Genomic DNA, 21,442 nt, shown 5'->3' on the forward strand with positions numbered 1-21,442 from the left:
GGTCGCTCCCCCGTGCCTATTGAACGTCATCCAGCCTTTGTCCGGATGAGGGTCTCGAGCGTCGATCTGTTGTGAAACGCAAGTGAGTTCCACCGCCAGACACCAGGTAACAAGCGACGCGGCGCTTCTTCCAGCAAGACTTTCTTGCGCCTCGAGATCAGCCTTCCAGGATACGTCTCAGTGAAACGACCGCGGCCGAGGTCCGGTTTTCAACGCCCAGCTTGCCGAAGATCCGGTCCAGATGCTTGTTTACCGTGCGTGGGCTCATGTCCAGAATGGAGGCGATTTCCTTGTTGGACTTTCCGTTGGCAATCCAGATCAGGACTTCGGCTTCGCGTTCCGTGAGGTCGAAGGCATCCTTCAGGATTTCGGAAGGCACGCTGTCCGAGACATCCGACACACGCAGCAGATGCTCACCCGCACTGATGTTGCCGGCATAAGTGAACCGCAACTCCCGACCCTTGATACGGGCAACAATGTCCTCTTCCTTCTGGGCAGCCTTTCCCTGTGGCAGCAGGTAATGGCGCAGCCAGTCGACGGCAGCTTCCGGCAACTGCCCGGCTGCCGCTGCGTCCTCGGCCGTGCCCGTACCAAGCAGCGCGGAGGCCTGCGGTGTCGCCCAGCATACGGCGCCCGACAGGTCGACCGACATCAAGTAACGCCCGGATGCATCAAGTGCGACATGGGCGCTGCGCGAATTCCGGGCGTTGGAAATATGCACGCGCAGACGGGCGATCAGTTCGTCCGGGTTGACCGGCTTGGTGACATAGTCGACGCCACCTGATTCCAGGCCCCTGACAATATGTTCCGTCTCGCTCAGTCCGGTCATGAAGAGAACCGGTACATCCCGAAGGCCTTCCAGCGCCTTCAGGCGCTTGCTGGTTTCGAATCCGTCGAGCTCGGGCATGATCGCGTCCATGAGGATCGCATTGGGGATCACGCGGGCTGCGATTTCTATCGCCTTTCGACCGCTTTGAGCCACCAGAACGGTGAAACCGGCTTCCTCCAGAGCGTCCGAAAGCATGCCCAGGGAAGAAGGTGTGTCATCGACCAGCAGCACCGTCTCGGCCTGACTAGGAGCATTCATGATCATGTCCGAGCCTTTCCAGAAGCTTGTCGTATTGGGTGAGATCGAATTCCTTGATGAGACGCCGCATGTGATGGACAAAGTCCGCCGCATGCGGCTCATGCGCCTCGATGTCGTCGAGCTTTGCCTTGATTCCTCGCACATAGCCGATGTCGCTCAGCTGTTTTAGAATCCCGAGACTCTCCTCCGACGGCAGGCAGGCCTTCTCGAATATCGCCCTGCCCGACGATCGCAGGCCCTCTACAGGCGGTGCTGCCGCGGGGTCGTCCGTGCGCCAGACGAGTTTCAATGCCAGCTGAAGCTTGTCCTGCAATTCCTGCAGTCTCACGGGCTTCACCAGGTAGTCGTCATGATAGATCCGGTGCACCGGGTCCCGGCCACTGTCATCCGCATTGGCCGAAATCATGATGATGACCGCATCGCCAAATCCGCTTTCCCGCAGCTTGCAGGCAAGGTCCCAGCCACTCATGCCCGGCATGCTTATGTCGAGCAGAAAGGCATCGGGACGTTCGTCCTGTACCATCGCCAGACACGAGCGGCCGCTTGCCGCGGCAAGAACCTTGAAACCGAGCGGCGACAGGAAATCCCTGACCAGCGTCCTTTGGGCGGGGTCGTCATCCACAACCATGACCGTCTGGATCGGACCGTGATACCCGCGAATGCGTTTTTCCGCCCGCCCCGCCTGGATTGGCGCTTCCGCAGCGCTCAGCAGCATGCGAACCTTGAACGTGCTGCCGGCACCAACCGTGCTTGAAACCTGGATGTCACCGCCCATCACTTCGCTCAGAAGTTTGGTGATCGTCAGACCGAGCCCCGTCCCGGGAACGGCCTCCTTGCCGTCTTCCTCTATGCGTTCGAACGGATTGAAGATCCGCTCGAGATTTTCCGGAGCTATGCCGATGCCGGTATCGACCACTGCAAATTCGGCAACCTGGCTGTGATAGGACACCTTCAGTTTGACGCTTCCTGTATCTGTCCATTTGATGGCGTTCGACAACAGGTTGATCAGGACCTGCCGCAAGCGCTTCTCGTCGCCGAACACAAAGACCGGAAGGTTTTCCGCAGGCTCGAACAGAAAACGCAATTCCTTGGCGTCGGTCTGAAGGCGGAACATGTCGACGGTCTGTGCCAGGAATTCATGCAGGTTGAACCGTTCCCGGTAAATTGTGAGATGCCCGGCCTCGATCTTGGAGATGTCCAGCAGGCCCTCGATCAGCCCGGCCAGGTGATCGGCCGAATGCTGGATCACCTTCACGGCGTCACGTCTGTGGGCGGGGATTGCCGGGTCCTTGCGCATCAGCTGGGCGTAGCCGGAGATCGCATTTAGCGGCGAGCGCAATTCGTGGCTGATGCCGACCACATAACGGCTCTTGGCTTCGTTGGCGGCCTCCGCGGCTTCCTTGGCTTTCTGCAGCTTGGCGTCGGTACGTTTGTGCGCGCGGATTTCCTTCATCAGAAGGCTGGTCTGGCGCCTTGTTTCCTCATTGGCGAACTTCCTGCTTTCGTGAACAAGAACGAACAGCCAGGCCATAACACCCGAGGTGACCAGCAGAATGAAGAAGACCTGGGTCAGCGCCCTGCCGACCCCTTCGCTGCCCGCCCCCGGCGAAATGGTTTCCGCCTCGACATAGACAAGCGACAGGATCGCCCCGAGCGAAGCGGTGATCAGGATCATGACACTGAAATAAAGCCCGATCCGGGAGCTCATCCATCCGGCGATCCGGTCTGGAAGGATCGAATGAAGCAGCACGGTGACCTGGTCGCCGATGCGTGCTTCCTGTTTACAGTCATCCTCGCAGCGCGCGTCGAGCGAGCAGCATAGCGAGCAGATCGGCCCCGAATAGACCGGGCAATGCGCCATGTCCTCATGCTCAAACGTATGCTCGCAAATACAGCATTGAATGTCGGGGGGACGTTCGCCGTCGGAGGTTACAGCCCGTACCGGTTCACGGGCGATATAATATTTGCCGCCGGTCGCATAGGCGATCAGCGGGGCAAGGAGAATGGCGGTAAAGAGGGCAATGTAGCTTGCCAGCGCATGAGCGGTCTGGCCGAACACCCCGGAATAGGCAATGAGGGCGATCAGGCTCGCCGCGCCCATAGAGCCAAGGCCGACCGGATTGATGTCGTACAGATGGGCACGCTTGAACTCGATATGTTTCGGGCTCAGCCCAAGCGGCTTGTTGATGACAAGATCGGCAAAGATCGCGCCGATCCAGGCAACGGCAACCACGGAATAAAGACCGAGCGTGCGTTCCAGCGCCTTGTAGACACCAAGCTCCATGAGCGCGAGTGCAATCGACACGTTGAAGACCAGCCACACCACCCGGCCCGGGTGGCTGTGGGTGAGACGGGAGAAGAAGTTCGACCAGGCAATGGAGCCGGCGTAGGAGTTGGTCACGTTGATCTTGACCTGGCAGACAATCACGAAGAGCCCTGTCAGGGCGACTGCCACCTCCGGCGTCGTGGCCTTGGTGAAGGCGACCAGATACATGTGCGTCGGTTCGATTGCCTTGTCCGGACTGAGGCCGCTCTGCAGGGCCAGAACCACCAGGAACGACCCCAGCAGCAGTTTCACCGCGCCGATAAGGATCCAGCCTGGACCTGCCGCCAGAAGGGCGAACCACCATTTCAGCCTGTGCCCGCGCCGTTGGCGCGGCAAAAAGCGCAGGAAATCGACCTGTTCGCCGATCTGTGCGATCAGCGAGAACAGAACGGCGCTTGAAGCACCGAAAAGCAGGAGGCTGAACTGGCCGCCCTCGTCGCCCAGCCGGCCAGAGAAGTTCTGCCAGTCGTCCAGCGGAGCCACGCCCTGCCAGGCCAGGAAAGCAAACGGCAGGATCTGCAACACGATCCAGAGCGGCTGAGTGTAGATCTGCAGCCGGCTGATCAGGGTGATGCCGTAGATCACCAGCGGAATGACCACAAGCGTGCACAGAAGGTAGCCGATGTTGAGCGGCACACCGAGGTACAGCTCCAGCGCCGTTGCCATGATGGCCGCCTCGAGAGCGAAGAAGATGAAGGTGAAACTTGCGTAGATCAGCGAGGTTACTGTCGAGCCGATATAACCGAACCCGGCTCCGCGGGTGAGCAGGTCGATATCCACGCCGTATTTCACGGCATGATAGGCAATCGGAAGGCCGGTAATGAAGATGAGCAGGCAGACGACGGCAATCGACGAGACGGCATTCGTGAAACCGTAGTTGTAGGTGACGGCAGCCCCGATCGCTTCAAGGGCCAGGAAGGAAATTGCGCCCAGCGCGGTGTTGGCAACCCAGACCGGAGACCAGCGGCGAGCGCTTTTGGCGGTGAAACGGAGCGCAAAGTCCTCCAGGGTCTGGTTTGCGACCCATTGATTGTATGTTCTCCGCAGGCGCACAACCCGCTGATGACTACCCATTGCCCATCACCATCCCGCCCGCCGGAACCGGCGCGCCAGCCCACTCATTGTGCATTGCATCTATTTTTCATGCACATTTTTGTTCAAGATTTGCGACCTCCCCCTCGAATTGATCAACAACCGTCAATCGACGAACTTCCTAGCAATTTCTATGCCTCATTCAAAAAATATTAAAAAATCCCAATATACCCACCAATACAAATCGTTCGAATTCAAAAAATACGAATGACAACTTACATTACGATCGAATTTCAGATTTTTGGACTATGAATTTATTCCAAACATGGAAGTCTTTCACATGCGGCAGTGCGGAGAAATAAGTCAAATAACCCACAGCAACTGACGCATTGCGGCACTGCACAATTCCAGACGAGCCTTGGATGCATGCGGAGGAGCTTCACGGCGCTCTGCTTCAACCTCAACCTCAGAGGGGTCCAGAGAATGAAACGTCTGAAAGACTTGATTGACCACCGGCTGTCTCGCCGGTCCGTGCTGTCAGGCACGGCAGCCGCGGCAATGCTGGCCACCGCCAGCACATTTGCACCTGCCATCGCCGACGACGCCAACACGACTGGCCTCGCGGTCACAGAAGACACCGTGAAGGTCGGCATCCTGCACTCCGTCACCGGAACCATGGCGATTTCCGAGACCGGGTCAGTGCAGGCAGAAAAGCTCGCCATCGACCAGATCAACGCCATGGGCGGCGTGCTTGGACGCAAGATCGAATACATCCAGGAAGATGGCGCATCCGACTGGCCGACCTTTGCCGAAAAGGCAAAAAAGTTGCTGGTGAACGACAAGGTCGCGGCTGTTTTCGGATGCTGGACATCCGCATCGCGCAAGGCTGTTCTGCCCGTCTTCGAGCAGTATAACGGCATGCTCTACTATCCGACCTTCTATGAAGGCCTGGAACAGTCCCCCAACGTGATCTACACCGGCCAGGAAGCCACCCAGCAGATCATCGCCGGCATCGACTGGGTCGCCAAGGAAAAAGGCGCCAAGAGCTTCTACCTGCTTGGTTCCGACTATATCTGGCCGCGGACGTCCAACAAGATCGCCCGCAAGCACATCGAGAAGCTTGGCCTGGAGGTTGTCGGCGAAGAGTACTATCCGCTCGGCCACACCCAGTTCAACTCGGTGATCAACAAGATCAAGCTGAAGAAGCCGGACGTGATCTACGCCATTGTCGTGGGTGGTTCCAACGTTGCCTTCTACAAGCAGCTGAAGGCTGCCGGCATCGACATGACCAAGGAAAAGCCGGTTCTTCTGACCATCTCGGTGACCGAGGATGAAATCCGCGGCATCGGCGGCGAGAACATCGAAGGCGCTTATGCCGCGATGAAGTATTTCCAGTCTCTCGACAATGAGAACAACGCCGAATTCGTCAAGTCCTTCAAGGAAATGTGGGGCGACGACATCGTCATCGGCGACGTGACCCAGGCCGCCTATCTCGGCCCCTGGCTCTGGAAGGCCGCGGTTGAAAAGGCCGGCAGCTTCGACATCGACAAGGTGCGCCTTGCCTCTCCGGGCATTGAGCTTACCACCGCGCCGGAAGGCTATGTCCGCGTCCATGAAAACCACCACCTGTGGTCCAAGACCCGCATCGGCCTTGCCAAGCCGGATGGCCAGTACGAGCTGGTTTACGAGACGGCCGACCTGATGGAGCCGGATCCGTTCCCGGAAGGCTACCAATAAGCCTCCGTTAGTTCCCCCAGGGATGGAAACGCCCTTCCAGAAAGCGGGCATAACCGGGGCGCTGCGTGGAGGCAGCCTGCGCAGCGCCCGTCCCCTTCGTTTCAAACCCTTATTCGCAGCAGGGGAACAGGCGTTCCGCCTTGACCCCGCAGCATGGAGACGCGCGCAATGTTCGCCGATTATTCATGGACGGAACTCGGGTCCATATTCGCCATGCAGGGTTTTGCCGGACTGATCCTGTTTTCCGTTTTCGTCCTCATGGCCCTGGGTCTTGCAATCATTTTCGGCCAGATGGGCGTCATCAACATGGCTCACGGCGAGTTCATGATCCTGGGCGCCTATGTCACCTATCTCTGCTCCAATTTCGTCGAGACCTATGTCCCGTCCCTGTTCGGCATCTACTTCTTCTTCGCCATGGCATTGGCCTTCGTCGCTGCGGGTGCACTCGGGGCACTCGTCGAATGGTCGCTCATAAGGCATCTCTACAAGCGTCCGCTGGATACCCTGCTGGCCACCTGGGGCCTAAGCCTCATTTTGCAGCAGGCCTACCGGTCGATCTTCGGCGCGCGTGAAGTCGGCGTCAGCCTGCCGAACTGGCTGCTCGGGTCCGTGCCGCTGACGGACATCATCGAAATCCCGATCAACGGCATCTTCGTCATGGTGCTGACCCTGGTCATCGCCATCGGCGTCTATTTCATCCTGTTCCGCTCCCGCATGGGCATGCAGACCCGTGCTGTGGTCCAGAACCGCGTCATGGCCGGGGCCGTCGGCATCAACACCGAAAGGGTCGACCGGCACACCTTTGCTCTTGGATGCGGCATTGCAGGCATCGCCGGCAGCGCCTTCACCATGATCGGCTCGACCGGCCCAACCGCCGGGCAGCTTTATATCGTCGATACCTTCCTGATCGTCGTTTTCGGCGGCGCTGCAAGCCTGCTCGGAACGATCGCGTCTTCCTTCGCCATCAGTCAGGCCCAGTCCACCATGGAGTTCTTCCTTTCCGGCTCCATGGCGAAGGTCCTCACCCTGCTGACCGTCGTCGGGATCCTGATGCTGCGCCCCGAAGGTCTCTTCTCCCTGAAAATCCGTCGCTGAGGAGGTTCCGATGACACATGTGAAATCCCTGCTGTCTCGACAGGAACTGATCGGACTGCTGGTCGTGGCCGCGCTGATCTTCGTCTTGATGCCCCTGTCGATGGACATCTTCCGTCTCAACCTGTTCGGCAAATACCTGACCTATGCCTTCGTCGCCATCGGGCTGGTGCTGTGCTGGGGCAAGGGTGGCATCCTGAGCCTCGGGCAAGGCGTCTTCTTCGGCCTGGGCGGCTATTGCATGGCCATGTACCTGAAACTGGAAGCCTCAACGCCGGAAGCGACCGCGATCCAGTCCACCCCGGGTATTCCCGACTTCATGGACTGGAACCAGATCACGTCCCTGCCCTGGTTCTGGGAACCCTTCAACAGCCTGACCTTCACGCTGCTGGCCATCATCGTCCTTCCCGCGCTGTTCGCCTTTGTTATCGGTGCGGCGATGTTCAAGCGAAGGGTTGGCGGTGTCTATTTCGCCATCATTACTCAGGCAATCGCAGCCATCCTGACGATCCTGATCATCGGACAGCAGGGCTATACCGGTGGCGTCAACGGCATCACGGATCTCAGGACCCTGAAGGGATGGGACATCCGCACCGACGAAGCCAAATACGTTCTCTACTACGTCAACGGAGGTCTTCTGATCGCCGTCCTGCTGCTGAGCCAGTTCGTTCTCAAAAGCAAGCTCGGCCGTCTCTTGGTCGCCGTCAGGGACAAGGAGGACCGGGTGCGGTTTTCCGGTTACGACGTCTCCAACATCAAGATCTTCGTCTTCTGTTTTGCAGCGGTCCTGTCAGCCATCGGCGGCGCCATGTTCACCTTGCAGGTCGGCTTCATGTCCCCCTCGTTCGTGGGCATCGTTCCCTCCATCGAGATGGTCATCTTCTGTGCGGTCGGCGGCAGGCTTTCCATCTTCGGCGCGGTCTACGGAACGCTGCTGGTGAACTGGGCCAAGACCACTTTTTCCGAAACCTTCCCCGAATTGTGGCTCTTTGGCCTGGGCGGGCTCTTCATCGCAGTTGTCCTGGTGTTCCCGAACGGGTTGTCCGGTCTCTATCGCACCTACCTGGCGCCGCATGTCGACCGGCTGATTTCACGGGGCAATAGCGGCAACCGGTTAGAACCAGTCAGCCCTCCCCCCGACCTTGACGGCGAAGCAACCGCAAAGCCAGCCGAGTAGGAGAGACACATGAACACCATCAGCAACAACACCGACTTCCTGCTTTCGATCGAAAACCTGTCCGTTTCCTTTGATGGCTTCAAGGCGGTGAACGACCTGAACCTTTACGTCGACGAAAATGAGATCCACGTCATCATCGGACCGAACGGCGCGGGCAAGACAACGGTACTCGATCTGATCTGCGGCCGCACCAAGGCGACTGCCGGCTCAATCAAATTCCGCCAAAAAGAACTGACCCAGCTGCGCGAACACGAGATCGTGCTTGAGGGGGTCGGACGCAAGTTCCAGAACCCGTCCATCTATGAGGACCTGACGGTCTTCGAGAACCTGGAGCTTTCCTTTCCCCGTGGCCGAAGTGTCTTCGGTGCCCTCACCTTCAAGCGCGATGCGGAGGTGACGACCCGCGTGCGCGAGATTGCCGAAATGGTGTTCCTCGACACGCTCCTGGACATGCAGGCAGCCCTGCTCAGCCACGGCCAGAAACAATGGCTGGAGATCGGCATGTTGCTGATCCAGGACCCTGAACTCCTGATGCTCGACGAACCTGTTGCCGGCATGAGCGTCTCTGAACGCAAGCAGACCGCGAAGCTTCTCAACGAAATCACCAAGGGACGTTCGGTGATGGTTGTCGAACACGACATGAAATTTGTCGAGGACATCGCCCACCGCGTCACCGTTCTGCACCAGGGCAAGATCCTCTCCGAGGGCTCAATGGCAAAGGTGCAGGCCGACCCCAAGGTCATTGACGTCTATCTCGGCCACTAGGAGGCGACCATGCTCAATGTTGCACAGTATCACGTTGCCTACGGCCAGAGCGAAGTCCTGCACGGCCTCGATTTCACGGTCGCGCCGGGAGAAATCATCGCCATCATGGGCCGCAACGGCATGGGCAAGACCACGCTGATGAAATCCCTGATGGGGATCGTGCCCACCAGCAACGGCGCTGCCGCGGTCGACGGCGTCGATATCACCACCATGAAGAGCTACGAGCGCGTCGCCAGAGGCATCGCCTATGTACCTCAGGGACGGATGATCTTTCCGACCATGACGGTCCAGGAAAACATCGAAACCGGCCTGACCATCAGTGGCCAGAGCAAGGTTCCCGGCGACATCTACGAGCTGTTTCCGGTGCTGCTCGACATGAAGGGCCGTCGCGGCGGCAATCTCTCGGGCGGCCAGCAACAGCAGCTGGCGATTGCCCGCGCGCTGGCGACCAACCCGAAGGTCCTGCTGCTGGACGAACCGACCGAAGGCATCCAGCCGTCGATCATCCGCGAGATGGGCCGGGTCCTGAAACGTATCCGCGACGAGCGCGGACTTTCCATCGTTGTGTCGGAACAGGTTCTGTCCTTCGCCCTCGACGTCGCCGACCGGGTGCTCGTCCTGGAAAACGGCCGCCTTGTCCACGACGAACCGCGGGCAAGCGTCGACGAGGAAAAAGTCTCCGCGTTTCTGTCCGTCTAACCAGCTCATCCAGTTCAACAGCGCACGCTTTTCAGGCGCATATCCAGAGGAGAACCCCATGGCAGATACACTGATTTCGTTAGATTTGAGCGAGTCCCCGCATACCAACGAAAAGGTCCATAACCGCTGGCATCCGGATATTCCGATGGCGGTCTGGGTTGAACCGGGCGACGACTTCAGGATCGAGACCTATGACTGGACCGGCGGGCAGATCAAGAATGACGACGACGCGGCGGATGTGCGCGATGTCGAACTGGAACAGGTGCACTACCTCTCCGGTCCGATCGGCGTCAAAGGCGCCGAACCGGGCGATCTACTGGTCGTCGATATTCTCGACATCGGCGCCAAGGAAGAAATGCTCTGGGGCTTCAATGGCTTTTTCTCCAAGCAGAATGGCGGCGGGTTCCTGACGGAGCATTTCCCGGAAGCCCAGAAATCCATCTGGGATTTCGAAGGCATGTTCACGCGCTCGCGCCATGTGCCGGGCGTCAGCTATGCCGGCCTGATCCACCCGGGTCTGATCGGCTGCCTGCCGGACCGCAAGATGCTGGACATGTGGAACAATCGCGAAAAATCATTGTTCGATACGGATCCCGACCGCGTTCCGGCGCTTGCCGCCCTGCCGAACACCCAGTCTGCGCATATGGGACAGCTCAAGGGCGAAGCACGCGACAAGGCTGCTGCCGAAGGCGCGCGGACGGTTCCCCCGCGCGAACATGGCGGCAACTGCGACATCAAGGATCTGTCGCGCGGGTCAAAGATCTATTTCCCGGTCTATGTGGACGGTGCCGGTCTCTCCATGGGTGACCTGCATTTCAGCCAGGGCGACGGTGAAATCACCTTCTGCGGCGCGATCGAAATGGCCGGCTGGCTGCACATCCGGGTCAACCTGATCAAGGGCGGGGTCGCGAAATACGGGATCAAGAACCCGATCTTCAAACCGTCGCCAATTACGCCGAAATATGACGACTACCTGATCTTCGAAGGCATCTCGGTCGATGAGGCTGGCACACAGCATTACCTTGACGTGCACATCGCCTATCGCATGGCCTGCCTCAACGCCATCGAGTACATGAAGAAGTTCGGCTATTCCGGCGCGCAGGCCTACGCCATCCTGGGAACGGCGCCTGTACAAGGACATATTTCGGGCGTGGTCGATATTCCAAATGCCTGTGCCACCTTGTGGTTGCCCACCGACATCTTCGACTTCGACATGATGCCGGGTGCGGACGGACCGAAGACCTTCATTGACGGATCGGTCGACGTTCCGCTTGCCCCGGATCTCTGATCCGGACGTGACGACGAGACGGGCCCTGCCCGTCTCGAACCCATTTCGCCGGCCAGCCGGCTTTCCGTCTTTCAGGATCAATCATGCCAACCTACGATTATCTGTGCGCTTCCTGCGGTCCCATCTCCGCCAACCGGCCGATGTCCGCCCATGCGGATCCGATCGAATGTCCGATCTGCAAGGCGGAAGCCCCGCGCGCGATCCTTCAGGCGCCGCATATGTCGGGCCTGTCTCCCAGCGACCGGGCTGCCCATCAGCGCAATGAAACGTCCCGGCACAATCCGAAATTCTCGACCAGGTCGGATCGTGACGACAGTGCGAGGGAAAACCGAAAACGTCACCCGTCAGGCTGCTCGTGCTGTTCCGGCTCGAAAGGCAATTTTCGCTCAAGTGCGGTCTACAAGGCCGACGGCAGCAAGACGTTCCCCTCAAAACGCCCCTGGATGATCAGCCACTGACAATGCAAGCGTGAGCCCCGTATCTAGCTTTGCGTCCTACCGCTCGAGCACGATTGAAACTCAGATCTCATTACATGCAAGTTGGATTCGTTCTTCCAGTTGATAAACCGCCTCTTCAAAGGAGATCTCCCGAACAGGATCGTGTTCCAGGTAGTGGCTGTAGTCGAAATAAAGTGCAGCAAAGACTGCTTCCAGGGATACCGGGTGACGTCGGTTCAATTTCACCGGGTTTCGTTCAACAGTTAAGCCCCAACCTCCATAGAATGGAACACCGAAAGTGTGGACCTCACAGCCAGCAAGAATAGCTTCGAACCCCAGTTGACTTGATATGCAATAGACCTTGGCACAGGCCTCCAGAAGCGGCCAGGGATTGATCGCTTCCGGGGTTAAACGCAACCGACCTTCATTCAGGGCCTTGGCGCAACTCTCGTCCACTTGCGCGAGAGCCTGAAGGACTTCATGCGTGAAATGCCCTGCCTTGCGCCCGATCATCGTTTCCGGGTGAACCTTGATCAGAATCTCTGCTTCACGGTTCTCCTGAATGGCGACTTGCAGCATCTGGCGGAAGGTTTCATCTTTTGCAAATGCCCCGGGTATCGACGCGTCGCCAACGGTTTGATCAATAACAAGTACCCGATCCCTGCGGTCGGAAGATTGCAAACAAAGCTCTGAAATGTCCGAGAAATCGAAACTGTTGTATTTCGAGAGCCGTTTGGACCGGATCAAGTCGATGGCATCGTGGATCTCTTGCGTCCGCATGGGCTTTCCAAAACGCCGGCGAACAAAACACTCCAGATCACTTGGCTGGCGGGCGTCGTAATAGATGCCTGTTCGATCAAGTACCAGGGAGATCGGCCTTTCCTGGTTGCCAGGCCTGACGGATCTCAAAAATCCATCCTCGAAAGCGACATATGGAAGATGACGTTTAGCTGCCATTTCTCGAGCGCGCAGCGCAGTCGGCTTGTGCCCCCAACCGGCGACGGCGTCTAAGCCTCGGCCAGACGCCGAAAAACGGCTTGGCTTATGACCAACCAAGAGCTCAATCGCATACCGCTGCTTCCATAGCCCGGAGGTACTTAAACCAATTTTTGTCAAAGGGATGTCCCAAAACTAGGTGCGGAGTGGTGTACAAAGCTTCTTACTTAATCGTTGTCTCCCGCAGAAGCACCAAGGATCTATGCTACTTTGTTTTGGCGGACCAGAGTGAACGTGTCAAAACGAAGGTCGCTATCCAAATGATCGAGCTAGGATAGTCGCCAGTCGTGTTTGTCAAGTGGACTTAAAACTCGTGACAAAACCAAATTTCCCAACACCAACCAGCTTCGCTGTGCTTTAAACTGATATAAATAAGGTGAAAACAAATGCGACAATCCGCCCAATGAATCAAAGACTTCGCAGCCAAGTGATTGCTCAACGTCGACTAACAGGCGCACATAACAACTTGGCTCAAGTGTTGAGCGACTGAAAGTTTAGCGACTTGTTTAACGACTGAAGCATTCGCCAGCAAAGCCCACACCAACAATCTGTTTTCGTTATAGCGACTCCAAGATATATGAAGAATAAAATAAATATTTTTGCCTTGGGCACAAAAAATTCTGCAGCTTACAATAGCATAATTGAATCCCTGGAGGAAAATTTTAATATTGTTTGCTTTCGCTCTGAGCGCGACTTCAGATCTTGCGTCATTGGCATAAACACCATTCTCTCGAGTGGTGCAGATGCTGCAATTATGCCAAACCCATACGGAAATCCCAATCGACTTGAGATCTACCAAAAACTTCGAGCAATGAAATTCCCTGTGATCGTATTTGATCGCGGCGGGCTGCCGGGTTCTTGGTTTTTCGACACAGGGTTTAATGCCGACAGTGATAGCTACCAGGCTAAACGCTGGGATCGCCCTCTTACTGACATTGAACATACGAGTGTCGAAAAAGTTATTCATCGTCTGCGAGACGAATCTGAGCCATTGGAACAACAAGGGTGTCGGATAAACTCGGAAGCTTTGCGAAAAAAACTCAACCTCGAAGGAAAAAAGGTATTACTAGTCCCTTTCCAACGGCCTTCAGATACCACAATTAAGTACTTTTCAGACCCTATAGGTAATTTTGAAAATTTTGTAAGTCTGGTTGAAGATGTAAACGCCGAACTCTGCCAAGCTGGCTCTGATTGGGCACTTATAGCAAAACGTCACCCGCTAGAAGTTGAACGGCCTTCGAGAAACCTTCAATTTGTCGACGACGAAACTCACATTAACGACCTGATAGACCTAGCTGATGCAGTTTTGGTGGTTAACAGCGGCGTAGGTCTACTCGCTCAAATGTGGGAAAAGCCTGTTTTGATCGCTGGAACAGCATATTACTCGCATGAAAAACTGAATAAATTTGTATCTTGCTCATCTGACGTCATTGCAGCATTGCGTGATTTGCCCAAGGTTGATCGGGATACACGGAATAGGCTATTTCATCATCTCACGGAAAATGTTTATTCTTTTGGAAAATTCGAAACGCAACGCATCAAGCAGTCCGATGGAGCATACAGAAACATCACGAGGAAAATTTCATTTGACGTGGTGAACACTCCCAAGATATCCGCGAAAAAGCGGATCCTTTTTGTTACGTCAGTAATTCCCTACCCGATAAATCGAGGCAGCGCGCTTCGCACCGACCATACTCTACGGGCGCTTCTTCAAACTGATCAGCATATTGATGTACTCCTGCTTAATCAAAGCGAAGCGGCAACCGAAAACGAAGATCTAATAACTCGTTTGCAAACTCGTTATCCTGGTGCAGGATTTACTATTGTAAAACATCCTATAATTCAAAAAATAACAAATTTACATAATTTTCGCGACCTAATTACTTATCGACTTGGCCGTATGATTGAACACCTACTTGTCCGTGATGGAGACCTTAATTCTCTCCGGCATAATCCCTATGCGCTCCGCACATGTTTGAAGAAGATGATCGAACAAAGATCATACGACACCATTGTGTTCAATTACCTGAAGCTTATTCCACCTGGTTTCAAAGCGAATGGGTCGCGCATCATTGCGGATCTTCATGATGTTCAAGCCGATCGGATAAAAAACGACGTTCTACCCAAAGTAAACCGACTAAGACGCAAAACGTACTTTTCGCGAGCTGTGAAAAGCGAGACCTTACTCCTCAACAAGTGCGATATTGGGATTTGTATTTCAGGAATGGATAAGGTTCGGCTTGAACAACGCGATGGGGTTGAAACTCAACTGGTTACCATAGCCGCCTCAGCCGATGTCAACGAAGGGCCACCCAACGATTGCTCCAACACAAGATTCGACTTTCTCTTTGTCGGTTCAAACTCAGATCCAAATGTTGATGGGATCTGCTGGTTTTTAAACGATTGCTGGCCGCTCGTGACGAAAAAATTACCCAATGCTACACTTCTGATCCAGGGAAGCGTCATCCGAAATAACGAATTTAGCTACGCTATGTCCTCTCAAACCAACGGAACAATTTTCCTTTCTGGTTTTGTTGATGATCTTACGCAAATTTACGAGCGCGCCCGCGTCGTAATTTGCCCAATTCGATATGGTACAGGAATGAAGATAAAAGTGATTGAAGCTATGAGTTATGGTAAAGCTATAGTAGCTACGTCTTCAGCCTTGGAAGGTATCGGAGGAGAAAACGGCACTCCCGAAACTGACACTAATGAAGACTTTTCCTCCGCCTGTATTTCACTTTTGAAAGAAAAACGTTTGTTGATGGAAAATAAAATATCTCTAAATATTATTTTTGAAAATAATCATACTTACCAAATATTTTCTCAAAAATTGCGAAAATTGATTGAAAACTAATTACCAAGCTCTGAATTCGAAGAATAATCTAAGTTTCGATAGTTATTTAACTAATTCATTTGCTGTGTGAATTCTGTTTTCGTGCTAGTTTTTTGAGAACAATGAATCAGTCTGTCTGACGAGGAAAAGAAATGCCGGATGTAGAATGGAATAAGAAGTATTGGAATGAAGAATATCAGTGGCCTATGGCAGGTGAAGAATGGTCAAAGCAATGGGGGGGCGCGCAAATTCAGTGGTGGTCATCTATTGCGCCCAGAATTGGTTCCTTTTTGCCAGCTAATACAATTTTAGAGATTGCGCCAGGCTACGGAAGATGGACCAAATTTTTATTGAACAATTGTAAGCACTACAAAGGCTTTGATCTATCCATCAACGCGCTTGAATACTGCAAAAATCACTATTTTTCGCATGGCTTAGCAGCCAGTAGAGAATTTACTCTTACAAATGGATATCTCCTGCCCGGAGTTGGCGGAGAGACAATCGATTTTGTTTTTTCGTTCGACTCGTTGGTTCACGCAGAAATGGATGTAATCGAATCTTATATCTCTGAGATTAGCAGAATTTTGAAACATGGTGCCCACGCATTCATACATCATTCTAACTATGCAGATGTAATGAATTCTTTCGAAAAAAACACCGCCAGAAGGGGCGTTGACGTAAGCGCGGCTCGTTTTAAGGAGGTGGCAAATAAACATGGATTAACGGCCACTGTTCAAGAGAAGATAACTTGGGATAGTGAGCAATTGCAAGATTGCTTTACTTTACTTTCCAAAAACAAAGAAGCCTTGGAGACCGAAGTTTTAGAAAATTATGACTTCTGGCGAGAAGCCGGATTAGCTCCCCAAAAATTGGCGATGTATCATAGAGACCGGACTTGATCCTAAAGATTTCGCAAATTTTGGTTTTAGTGCTCCCTCATATTGAAATCTCGATCCAAAAAAACTATTCAGTTCGAACTAACGACGGGTGATCGAAAAGGTAGAAATTCAATGTTAAAGAAGAAAGAAAAATATCTAACTTGTAGAGGTGTGAAATTTTTAAACGACGAAGTGATACTTTCGGAAAGAGTTAGAGAATCCATAACAGCAGGAAGATACGAGGGAAATGAAGCGAACGAAGTCGAGAAGTTGATAAAGAATGGAGATAGGATATTAGAACTTGGTGCGGGGCTCGGATTTATTTCAACAATCGCTGCAAGACATCCCTTAGTTGAATCAGTTTTAAGCTTCGAAGCCGATCCAAGACTGATTGGTTATATCAAGAAAGTACATGAATTAAATAACGTTGAAAAGGCGGAGATACGAAATGCTGTTCTGACAGTAGACCCTAGCCTGGACGAACTTCCTTTTTTTGTTCGCGAACATTTTTGGGGATCGTCACTTTCTGAAAACCAAGGAGAATACATTGAGAAGCATCAAGTAAAAGCGATATCCATTAACAAAATTGTCGAAGAATTTCGTCCCACTTTCATTGTATGTGATATCGAGGGAGGGGAATTAGATCTTCTACCAAATATGAACCTATTTGGTGTAACTAGAGTGTTGGTAGAGATACATTCGAGAGTTATAGGGAGAAAAGGTGTAAAGCAGTTATTCGACGCAATGAGTTCAAAGAATTTTCATTATGACCAATTTCATTCTAGCAAATCTGTTGTGCTTTTTTCGCATATCGACAGGAGGGGGTGAAATTGCCCGATTCGGTTAACATAGCATTCGCAAGCGATGATAACTTCATAAAATATACAGCGGTAACTCTAGCGTCGATCTTGCGTAATTTTAAAAATTCTACGCGCAAGTTGAATATCTTTATTTTGACAAGTGACCCAATCTCCGAGGTAGATCTAACAAAACTTTTGGACCTCTACAAAATCAGAGAATTTGACCTCAAAAATATTACCGTAGATGCTTCAAGCTTCTCTGAACTAAAGACTACTCCTGGAATTAGCATAGCAACGTATTTCCGACTATACTTACATGAACTTTTACCAGATAGTATTACAAAAGTTCTATATTTGGATAGTGACCTAATAGTTTTGAAGAATATTGAAGAACTATTTGATGTGAATTTAGGTGAGAACTTCTTTGGAGGAGTGCAAGATAGTCGTAGCGAGGACTATAATGTTAAGTTTGGTCTTCCTAAACATACTAAGCATATCAACGCAGGTGTGTCTCTTATTAATCTTTCGGCGATAAGGAAATTTGATTTTTTAGGAGAAATTGACAAATACTTAGAAGCGAAAAAATATGTGATCACGCTGGGCGATCAACAAATTATAAACACTGTATTTTCTGATCAAATTTTGTATCTTCCGCCTATATGGAATATCCATGGAAGTATGTTTGATCTCGATTGGTGCAAAATTAATGCAGGTTTAGTAAATACCTTTACCATTGATGAGCTCCGTGACGCAGCTGAAGCGCCAGCAATCATACATTACACGTTTAAAAGAAAACCTTGGATCTCCTCAGACCACCCATTGTCCGACTATTGGTATGAATATGCATCGTTGACCGAATATTTTGCGAATGACACCTTTAATTCACGCACAACAACACGTAAAAATACATTCAAGTTGAATGGGGATTTAATGCCTTCTTCAAAACTTAGAAAGAAGATAGATGGCTACATAAAGAGCATTATTCAACTTAGAAAAACGCGCCTAAATGTTGATAAACTTATTAGTGATCCCAAAAGTAGTGCTAACTACAATCTAATTAAAGCAACGACATTTCAACTTCAGAATACGATCATAAGTTCCTCTGCAGCAAAAACTGTTACAAGCGCTGTAGAATTGTTGGATCAAATTCCAGAATATGCGACTATCTTGACTAATTGTGAAAATCGCGATCTCGATGGAGGATTTCACGAAAATATCAAAACTTTGCTCAAGACACCAAACATTGGCCGCGATTTTGATGTTTCAGAAGTAAATGCTACGATGATTGCTGTCCAGAGATTGGGACAGAAAGAATTCATAGAAACACTGTATTGCGCTGCAGCTTATTCCAAACCACATTTTTACGTCGAAACAAGTTTTTTTGGTGCACTAGCTCCCTATTTCCATAAAGATGTGCCAGCTAAATACAGAAGATGCTTTGGCTATATTCTTGACGATTTGGGTTATTATTATGATTCTCGCTTACCCTCCCGGCTAGAGAGAATTTTGAATTCAGAGATAGGCGACATCTCAGAGGATGAAAAAACGCGCTCAAAGGAGTTGATAAAGAAGATTATTGACCTGGGTATTACTAAGTATAATGTAGGCTTAGGCAATCGGACGATGAACATAGACAATGATTCTGTTCTCGTAATTGATCAAAAGCGAAATGATGCCAGTATCGAATTCGGCGCTGCATCGAGTAAGACATTCGACATTATGCTTGCAAGTGCAATTCGCGAAAATCCAGACTCAAAAATTTACTTCAAAACGCACCCAGATAACTCAGGAAACGAGCTACTTCTGAATGATCCAAAGGTTGAAGTTATACCTGAAAATGTCAGTGTCACAGCGTTACTTGATCAATGTAGAAGTGTTTACGTCGTTACATCCCAACTTGGTTTTGAGGCGCTCTTGCGGGGCAAAGAAGTAAATGTATTTGGCTTGCCATTCTATTCGGGCTGGGGATTGACTAAAGATAGGCAAAAGCTCGCTCGCAGGGATAAAACTCGAACAATCGAAGAATTATTCTACGGTGCCTGCATAAGAATGTCTGCATATGTAAATCCTGATACCGGTAACTTGGTCGAGTTGGAAGATGCACTAGATTACATACTCACATGCCGTACAGAAATTGATCAGGTCTGACCAGCTTCCTTGGGACCCACAAAATCTGACCATATCTGCTGAAGGGGCTGCGTGTGTGCATCGATCGAACCAAGTCTGGGCTGTGGACATCACTTATCTGCCGATACACTGCGGGTTCCTCTATCTGGTCGCAATCATTGTCTGGCTCACCCGCAAGGCGCTAGCCTGACGCATCTCGAACACGCTGAAAGCTGACTTCTATATGTCGACGCGCTGAACGGAGCGGTTCACAAGTTCGGCAGTCCGGAGTTCATGAACACCGACCAGGGCAGCCATTTCACATACTTCGTGTGTACCGACCGGCTTCGACGGATAGACGTTCGCATCTCGAAGGACGGCAAGGCCAGTTCCTTGACAATATCTTCATTTAGACGCTGTGGAGCACGCTCAAATACGAGTGCGTCTATTGCACGCTTGGTAGACCGGATCACAGGCTCGGGCTGGCACGCAAATATGGATGGAGTTCGACAACAAGGCGCGACCGCATTCTCACTTGACTGCAAGTCGCTCGCCAAGATCTATTGCCGGGCTATCAATCAACATTAACCCAACCAGCTGATGCAGACGGTAGCTTAATTTACACCGAAAACTGTCCAATGGTCGGGTAGTAGTTCCCATGTCAAATCGATGCTGACAAATATCGGCAGACACGAGTTCTGAATCCTAATCTTCGATAGTTTGGGCGAGAGGCTGTTGAATAATAACAGTACAACACACGAACATACCTAAAGTGAATGTAGAAATTTTAGGCGAAGACTTAGTCTGACCTCTTCGGGCAAAATCGTAAGATCAGTAAACTTCCGAAACGACATTAAGTCCTATCCCGAACATTGTAATACATCAAGACCACAACTGACCAAGCTCCAGCCAGGAGCAAAAACATGGCCAGAGAGTACAGCAAACGGTGCGGGTACTGTGCGTCTTCCGACAAGGTTGGTTGGATGAAAGTCGCCAGGTAAAGGTGTTTACCGTCGGCCTCCTGACGAGCCGTTTCCAAGCTGGCAAGGGACGTCACATAGAGCTGCTGTGCAAATTCTTCCTCCAATGCAAGTTCCGAATAATCTGCAAGACGGAAGGAAAGAGCTGTCCTGTTCGTGCCAGACGAACCGGAAGGCGATATGCCGGAGCCAAGGCGTTCCCGAGCACTTGAAATCTGGCCTTCCAGGGCCTCGATTTGCTGGTTCAGAAGCCTGATGCGCGGCGAGTCCTCGTCCAGATAACTCATCAAGGTCTTTTTTTCTGCTTCCCGGTTTGCGCGCTGCTGATCCAGTCCGGCAATCATTTCCACAGCAAGCTTGGCATTTTCCTCCGGACTGACTTCCTGTGTCTCGTTCCTGTAGGCAAGCATTTGCTTGCGGATTGCTTTCAGGCGCGCCTCGGCACGCGCAACGCTTTCTTCCGCGAAACGTACGGTTTCCCGCCTGTTTGCCTCGGAAAGCTGGTTGACCAGTATTTCGCTGCGCTTCAGGATTGCCTTGGCGATCTCGACCGAGTCCTCCGGCCGGAAGCTGCGCACTTCAACCTGGATCACCCCGGAGGTCGCATCAAAACTGACGTCGACCATGTCGTTCCAGTAACTCAAGCGGTCTTCGACCGGCAGATCGCTGCCCATGCTGAACAGAAAATCCGAGGATTCGCGATTGAAGATGGTCTGCAAATCCAGATCGTCCGGAAGGTCCTCCAGCACGGATTGGCTCTGCAGATAGTCCGTAACAATATAGCTGTTGGAGGTCGCGGACTCCCCTCCGGCATTACCCATTACCATGCCAAGAACTTCAGTCGCCGCAACGGGCTGGGAGCTGCGGACGGCAAATGCTGTCGTGCTGTGATATTGATCGCTTGCCCAGAAAAACATATAGGCGGAAAATGCGGCAGCCGGCATGGCTACGAACAACATGAAGCCTAACAGGATCATCCTGTGTCGCATTTTGGTCGCGGATTTCGCAGTCGTTCCCGGCAATGCCAGATCTAGAAGCTTCTGCGGATCGAGGCCGGACTTTTTCAGCCTACTAATCAGCTTACCGTCCTTGGAATTTGCCTTGGCAACGGCAGCTCCCTTTTTGGACGGAAGATTGAACACCGTTCCCGGACCAATCTCGTCTGCCTTTTCTCCAGGCATTTTTTCGACAGCTGACATGTTCAAT

15 protein-coding genes are annotated in these 21,442 nt (G+C 52.3%); 11 read left to right on the forward strand and 4 right to left on the reverse strand.

All coding sequences use genetic code 11. The features are described from left to right. Nucleotides 1-157: 157 nt before the first annotated feature. Together FIV03_RS26350 and FIV03_RS26355 are read right to left on the reverse strand one after the other, a co-directional pair. On the reverse strand, nt 158-1,087 hold the full coding sequence (locus FIV03_RS26350) for a DNA-binding response regulator (RefSeq protein ID WP_152511548.1): 930 nt from the start codon (nt 1,085-1,087) through the stop codon (nt 158-160). Beyond that, nucleotides 1,074-4,487, reverse strand: a complete 3,414-nt coding sequence (locus FIV03_RS26355) for an ATP-binding protein (RefSeq protein WP_152511549.1) — start codon at nt 4,485-4,487, stop codon at nt 1,074-1,076. The genes FIV03_RS26350 and FIV03_RS26355 overlap by 14 nt, the downstream gene beginning before the upstream one ends. Before the next feature lie 516 nt (nt 4,488-5,003). Here FIV03_RS26355 and urtA point away from each other — a divergent pair. The 7 genes from urtA (at nt 5,004) to FIV03_RS26390 (ending at nt 11,661) form a co-directional block, all read left to right on the forward strand. Next, entirely contained in the window at nt 5,004-6,182 is a 1,179-nt protein-coding gene (gene urtA, locus FIV03_RS26360; protein WP_208984573.1) for an urea ABC transporter substrate-binding protein, read from the forward strand. Nucleotides 6,183-6,350: 168 nt separating this feature from the next. Next, complete coding sequence (gene urtB, locus FIV03_RS26365) at nt 6,351-7,277, forward strand: urea ABC transporter permease subunit UrtB (protein WP_062491829.1); 927 nt, start codon at nt 6,351-6,353, stop codon at nt 7,275-7,277. A gap of 10 nt (nt 7,278-7,287) precedes the next feature. Beyond that, on the forward strand, nt 7,288-8,451 hold the full coding sequence (gene urtC, locus FIV03_RS26370) for an urea ABC transporter permease subunit UrtC (protein WP_022999886.1): 1,164 nt from the start codon (nt 7,288-7,290) through the stop codon (nt 8,449-8,451). A 9-nt stretch (nt 8,452-8,460) separates the two neighbouring features. Beyond that, nucleotides 8,461-9,216: an urea ABC transporter ATP-binding protein UrtD gene (gene urtD, locus FIV03_RS26375; protein WP_022999885.1), complete on the forward strand. Its 756-nt coding sequence runs from the start codon at nt 8,461-8,463 to the stop codon at nt 9,214-9,216. Between the two features lie 9 nt (nt 9,217-9,225). Continuing rightward, on the forward strand, nt 9,226-9,915 hold the full coding sequence (gene urtE / locus FIV03_RS26380) for an urea ABC transporter ATP-binding subunit UrtE (RefSeq protein WP_055658424.1): 690 nt from the start codon (nt 9,226-9,228) through the stop codon (nt 9,913-9,915). Nucleotides 9,916-9,973: 58 nt separating this feature from the next. After that, entirely contained in the window at nt 9,974-11,203 is a 1,230-nt protein-coding gene (gene fmdA / locus FIV03_RS26385) for a formamidase (protein ID WP_152511550.1), read from the forward strand. 83 nt (nt 11,204-11,286) lie between these two features. Then, the gene (locus tag FIV03_RS26390) at nt 11,287-11,661 is read left to right on the forward strand and encodes an FmdB family zinc ribbon protein (RefSeq protein WP_152511551.1); all 375 of its coding nucleotides are present in this window, start codon (nt 11,287-11,289) and stop codon (nt 11,659-11,661) included. Between the two features lie 60 nt (nt 11,662-11,721). On the opposite strand, the gene FIV03_RS26395 is transcribed toward FIV03_RS26390, so the two are convergent. After that, nucleotides 11,722-12,756, reverse strand: coding sequence for a hypothetical protein (locus tag FIV03_RS26395; protein ID WP_173013953.1), 1,035 nt, complete (start codon nt 12,754-12,756; stop codon nt 11,722-11,724). Between the two features lie 457 nt (nt 12,757-13,213). Between FIV03_RS26395 and FIV03_RS26400 the strand changes: the two genes are divergently transcribed. From FIV03_RS26400 to FIV03_RS26415, 4 genes are all read left to right on the forward strand, one after another. Continuing rightward, nucleotides 13,214-15,493: a glycosyltransferase gene (locus tag FIV03_RS26400; RefSeq protein ID WP_152511553.1), complete on the forward strand. Its 2,280-nt coding sequence runs from the start codon at nt 13,214-13,216 to the stop codon at nt 15,491-15,493. Nucleotides 15,494-15,624: 131 nt separating this feature from the next. Next, nucleotides 15,625-16,371, forward strand: coding sequence for a class I SAM-dependent methyltransferase (locus FIV03_RS26405; protein ID WP_152511554.1), 747 nt, complete (start codon nt 15,625-15,627; stop codon nt 16,369-16,371). Between the two features lie 111 nt (nt 16,372-16,482). After that, nucleotides 16,483-17,178 (forward strand): FkbM family methyltransferase, encoded by a 696-nt coding sequence (locus FIV03_RS26410; RefSeq protein WP_152511555.1) that lies wholly within the window; start codon nt 16,483-16,485, stop codon nt 17,176-17,178. A gap of 2 nt (nt 17,179-17,180) precedes the next feature. Then, nucleotides 17,181-19,298: a glycosyltransferase gene (locus tag FIV03_RS26415; RefSeq protein ID WP_152511556.1), complete on the forward strand. Its 2,118-nt coding sequence runs from the start codon at nt 17,181-17,183 to the stop codon at nt 19,296-19,298. Between the two features lie 811 nt (nt 19,299-20,109). Here the strand turns inward: FIV03_RS26415 and FIV03_RS26420 are convergent. Beyond that, the gene (locus FIV03_RS26420) at nt 20,110-21,435 is read right to left on the reverse strand and encodes an RkpR, polysaccharide export protein (protein ID WP_152511557.1); all 1,326 of its coding nucleotides are present in this window, start codon (nt 21,433-21,435) and stop codon (nt 20,110-20,112) included. Between the last annotated feature and the right edge of the window lie 7 nt (nt 21,436-21,442).

The sequence above is a fragment of the Labrenzia sp. THAF187b genome, from assembly GCF_009363375.1.
Lineage (GTDB): Bacteria > Pseudomonadota > Alphaproteobacteria > Rhizobiales > Stappiaceae > Roseibium > Roseibium algicola.

Coding starts and splice junctions, on each gene's coding strand:
- urtE (WP_055658424.1), top strand. CDS start 9,226: ATGCTCAATGTTGCACAGTATCACGTTGCCTACGGCCAGAGCGAAGTC.
- FIV03_RS26390 (WP_152511551.1), top strand. CDS start 11,287: ATGCCAACCTACGATTATCTGTGCGCTTCCTGCGGTCCCATCTCCGCC.
- urtD (WP_022999885.1), top strand. CDS start 8,461: ATGAACACCATCAGCAACAACACCGACTTCCTGCTTTCGATCGAAAAC.
- urtC (WP_022999886.1), top strand. CDS start 7,288: ATGACACATGTGAAATCCCTGCTGTCTCGACAGGAACTGATCGGACTG.
- FIV03_RS26350 (WP_152511548.1), bottom strand. CDS start 1,087: ATGAATGCTCCTAGTCAGGCCGAGACGGTGCTGCTGGTCGATGACACA.
- FIV03_RS26410 (WP_152511555.1), top strand. CDS start 16,483: ATGTTAAAGAAGAAAGAAAAATATCTAACTTGTAGAGGTGTGAAATTT.
- FIV03_RS26400 (WP_152511553.1), top strand. CDS start 13,214: ATGAAGAATAAAATAAATATTTTTGCCTTGGGCACAAAAAATTCTGCA.
- FIV03_RS26420 (WP_152511557.1), bottom strand. CDS start 21,435: ATGTCAGCTGTCGAAAAAATGCCTGGAGAAAAGGCAGACGAGATTGGT.
- urtB (WP_062491829.1), top strand. CDS start 6,351: ATGTTCGCCGATTATTCATGGACGGAACTCGGGTCCATATTCGCCATG.
- urtA (WP_208984573.1), top strand. CDS start 5,004: ATGCTGGCCACCGCCAGCACATTTGCACCTGCCATCGCCGACGACGCC.
- fmdA (WP_152511550.1), top strand. CDS start 9,974: ATGGCAGATACACTGATTTCGTTAGATTTGAGCGAGTCCCCGCATACC.
- FIV03_RS26405 (WP_152511554.1), top strand. CDS start 15,625: ATGCCGGATGTAGAATGGAATAAGAAGTATTGGAATGAAGAATATCAG.
- FIV03_RS26355 (WP_152511549.1), bottom strand. CDS start 4,487: ATGGGTAGTCATCAGCGGGTTGTGCGCCTGCGGAGAACATACAATCAA.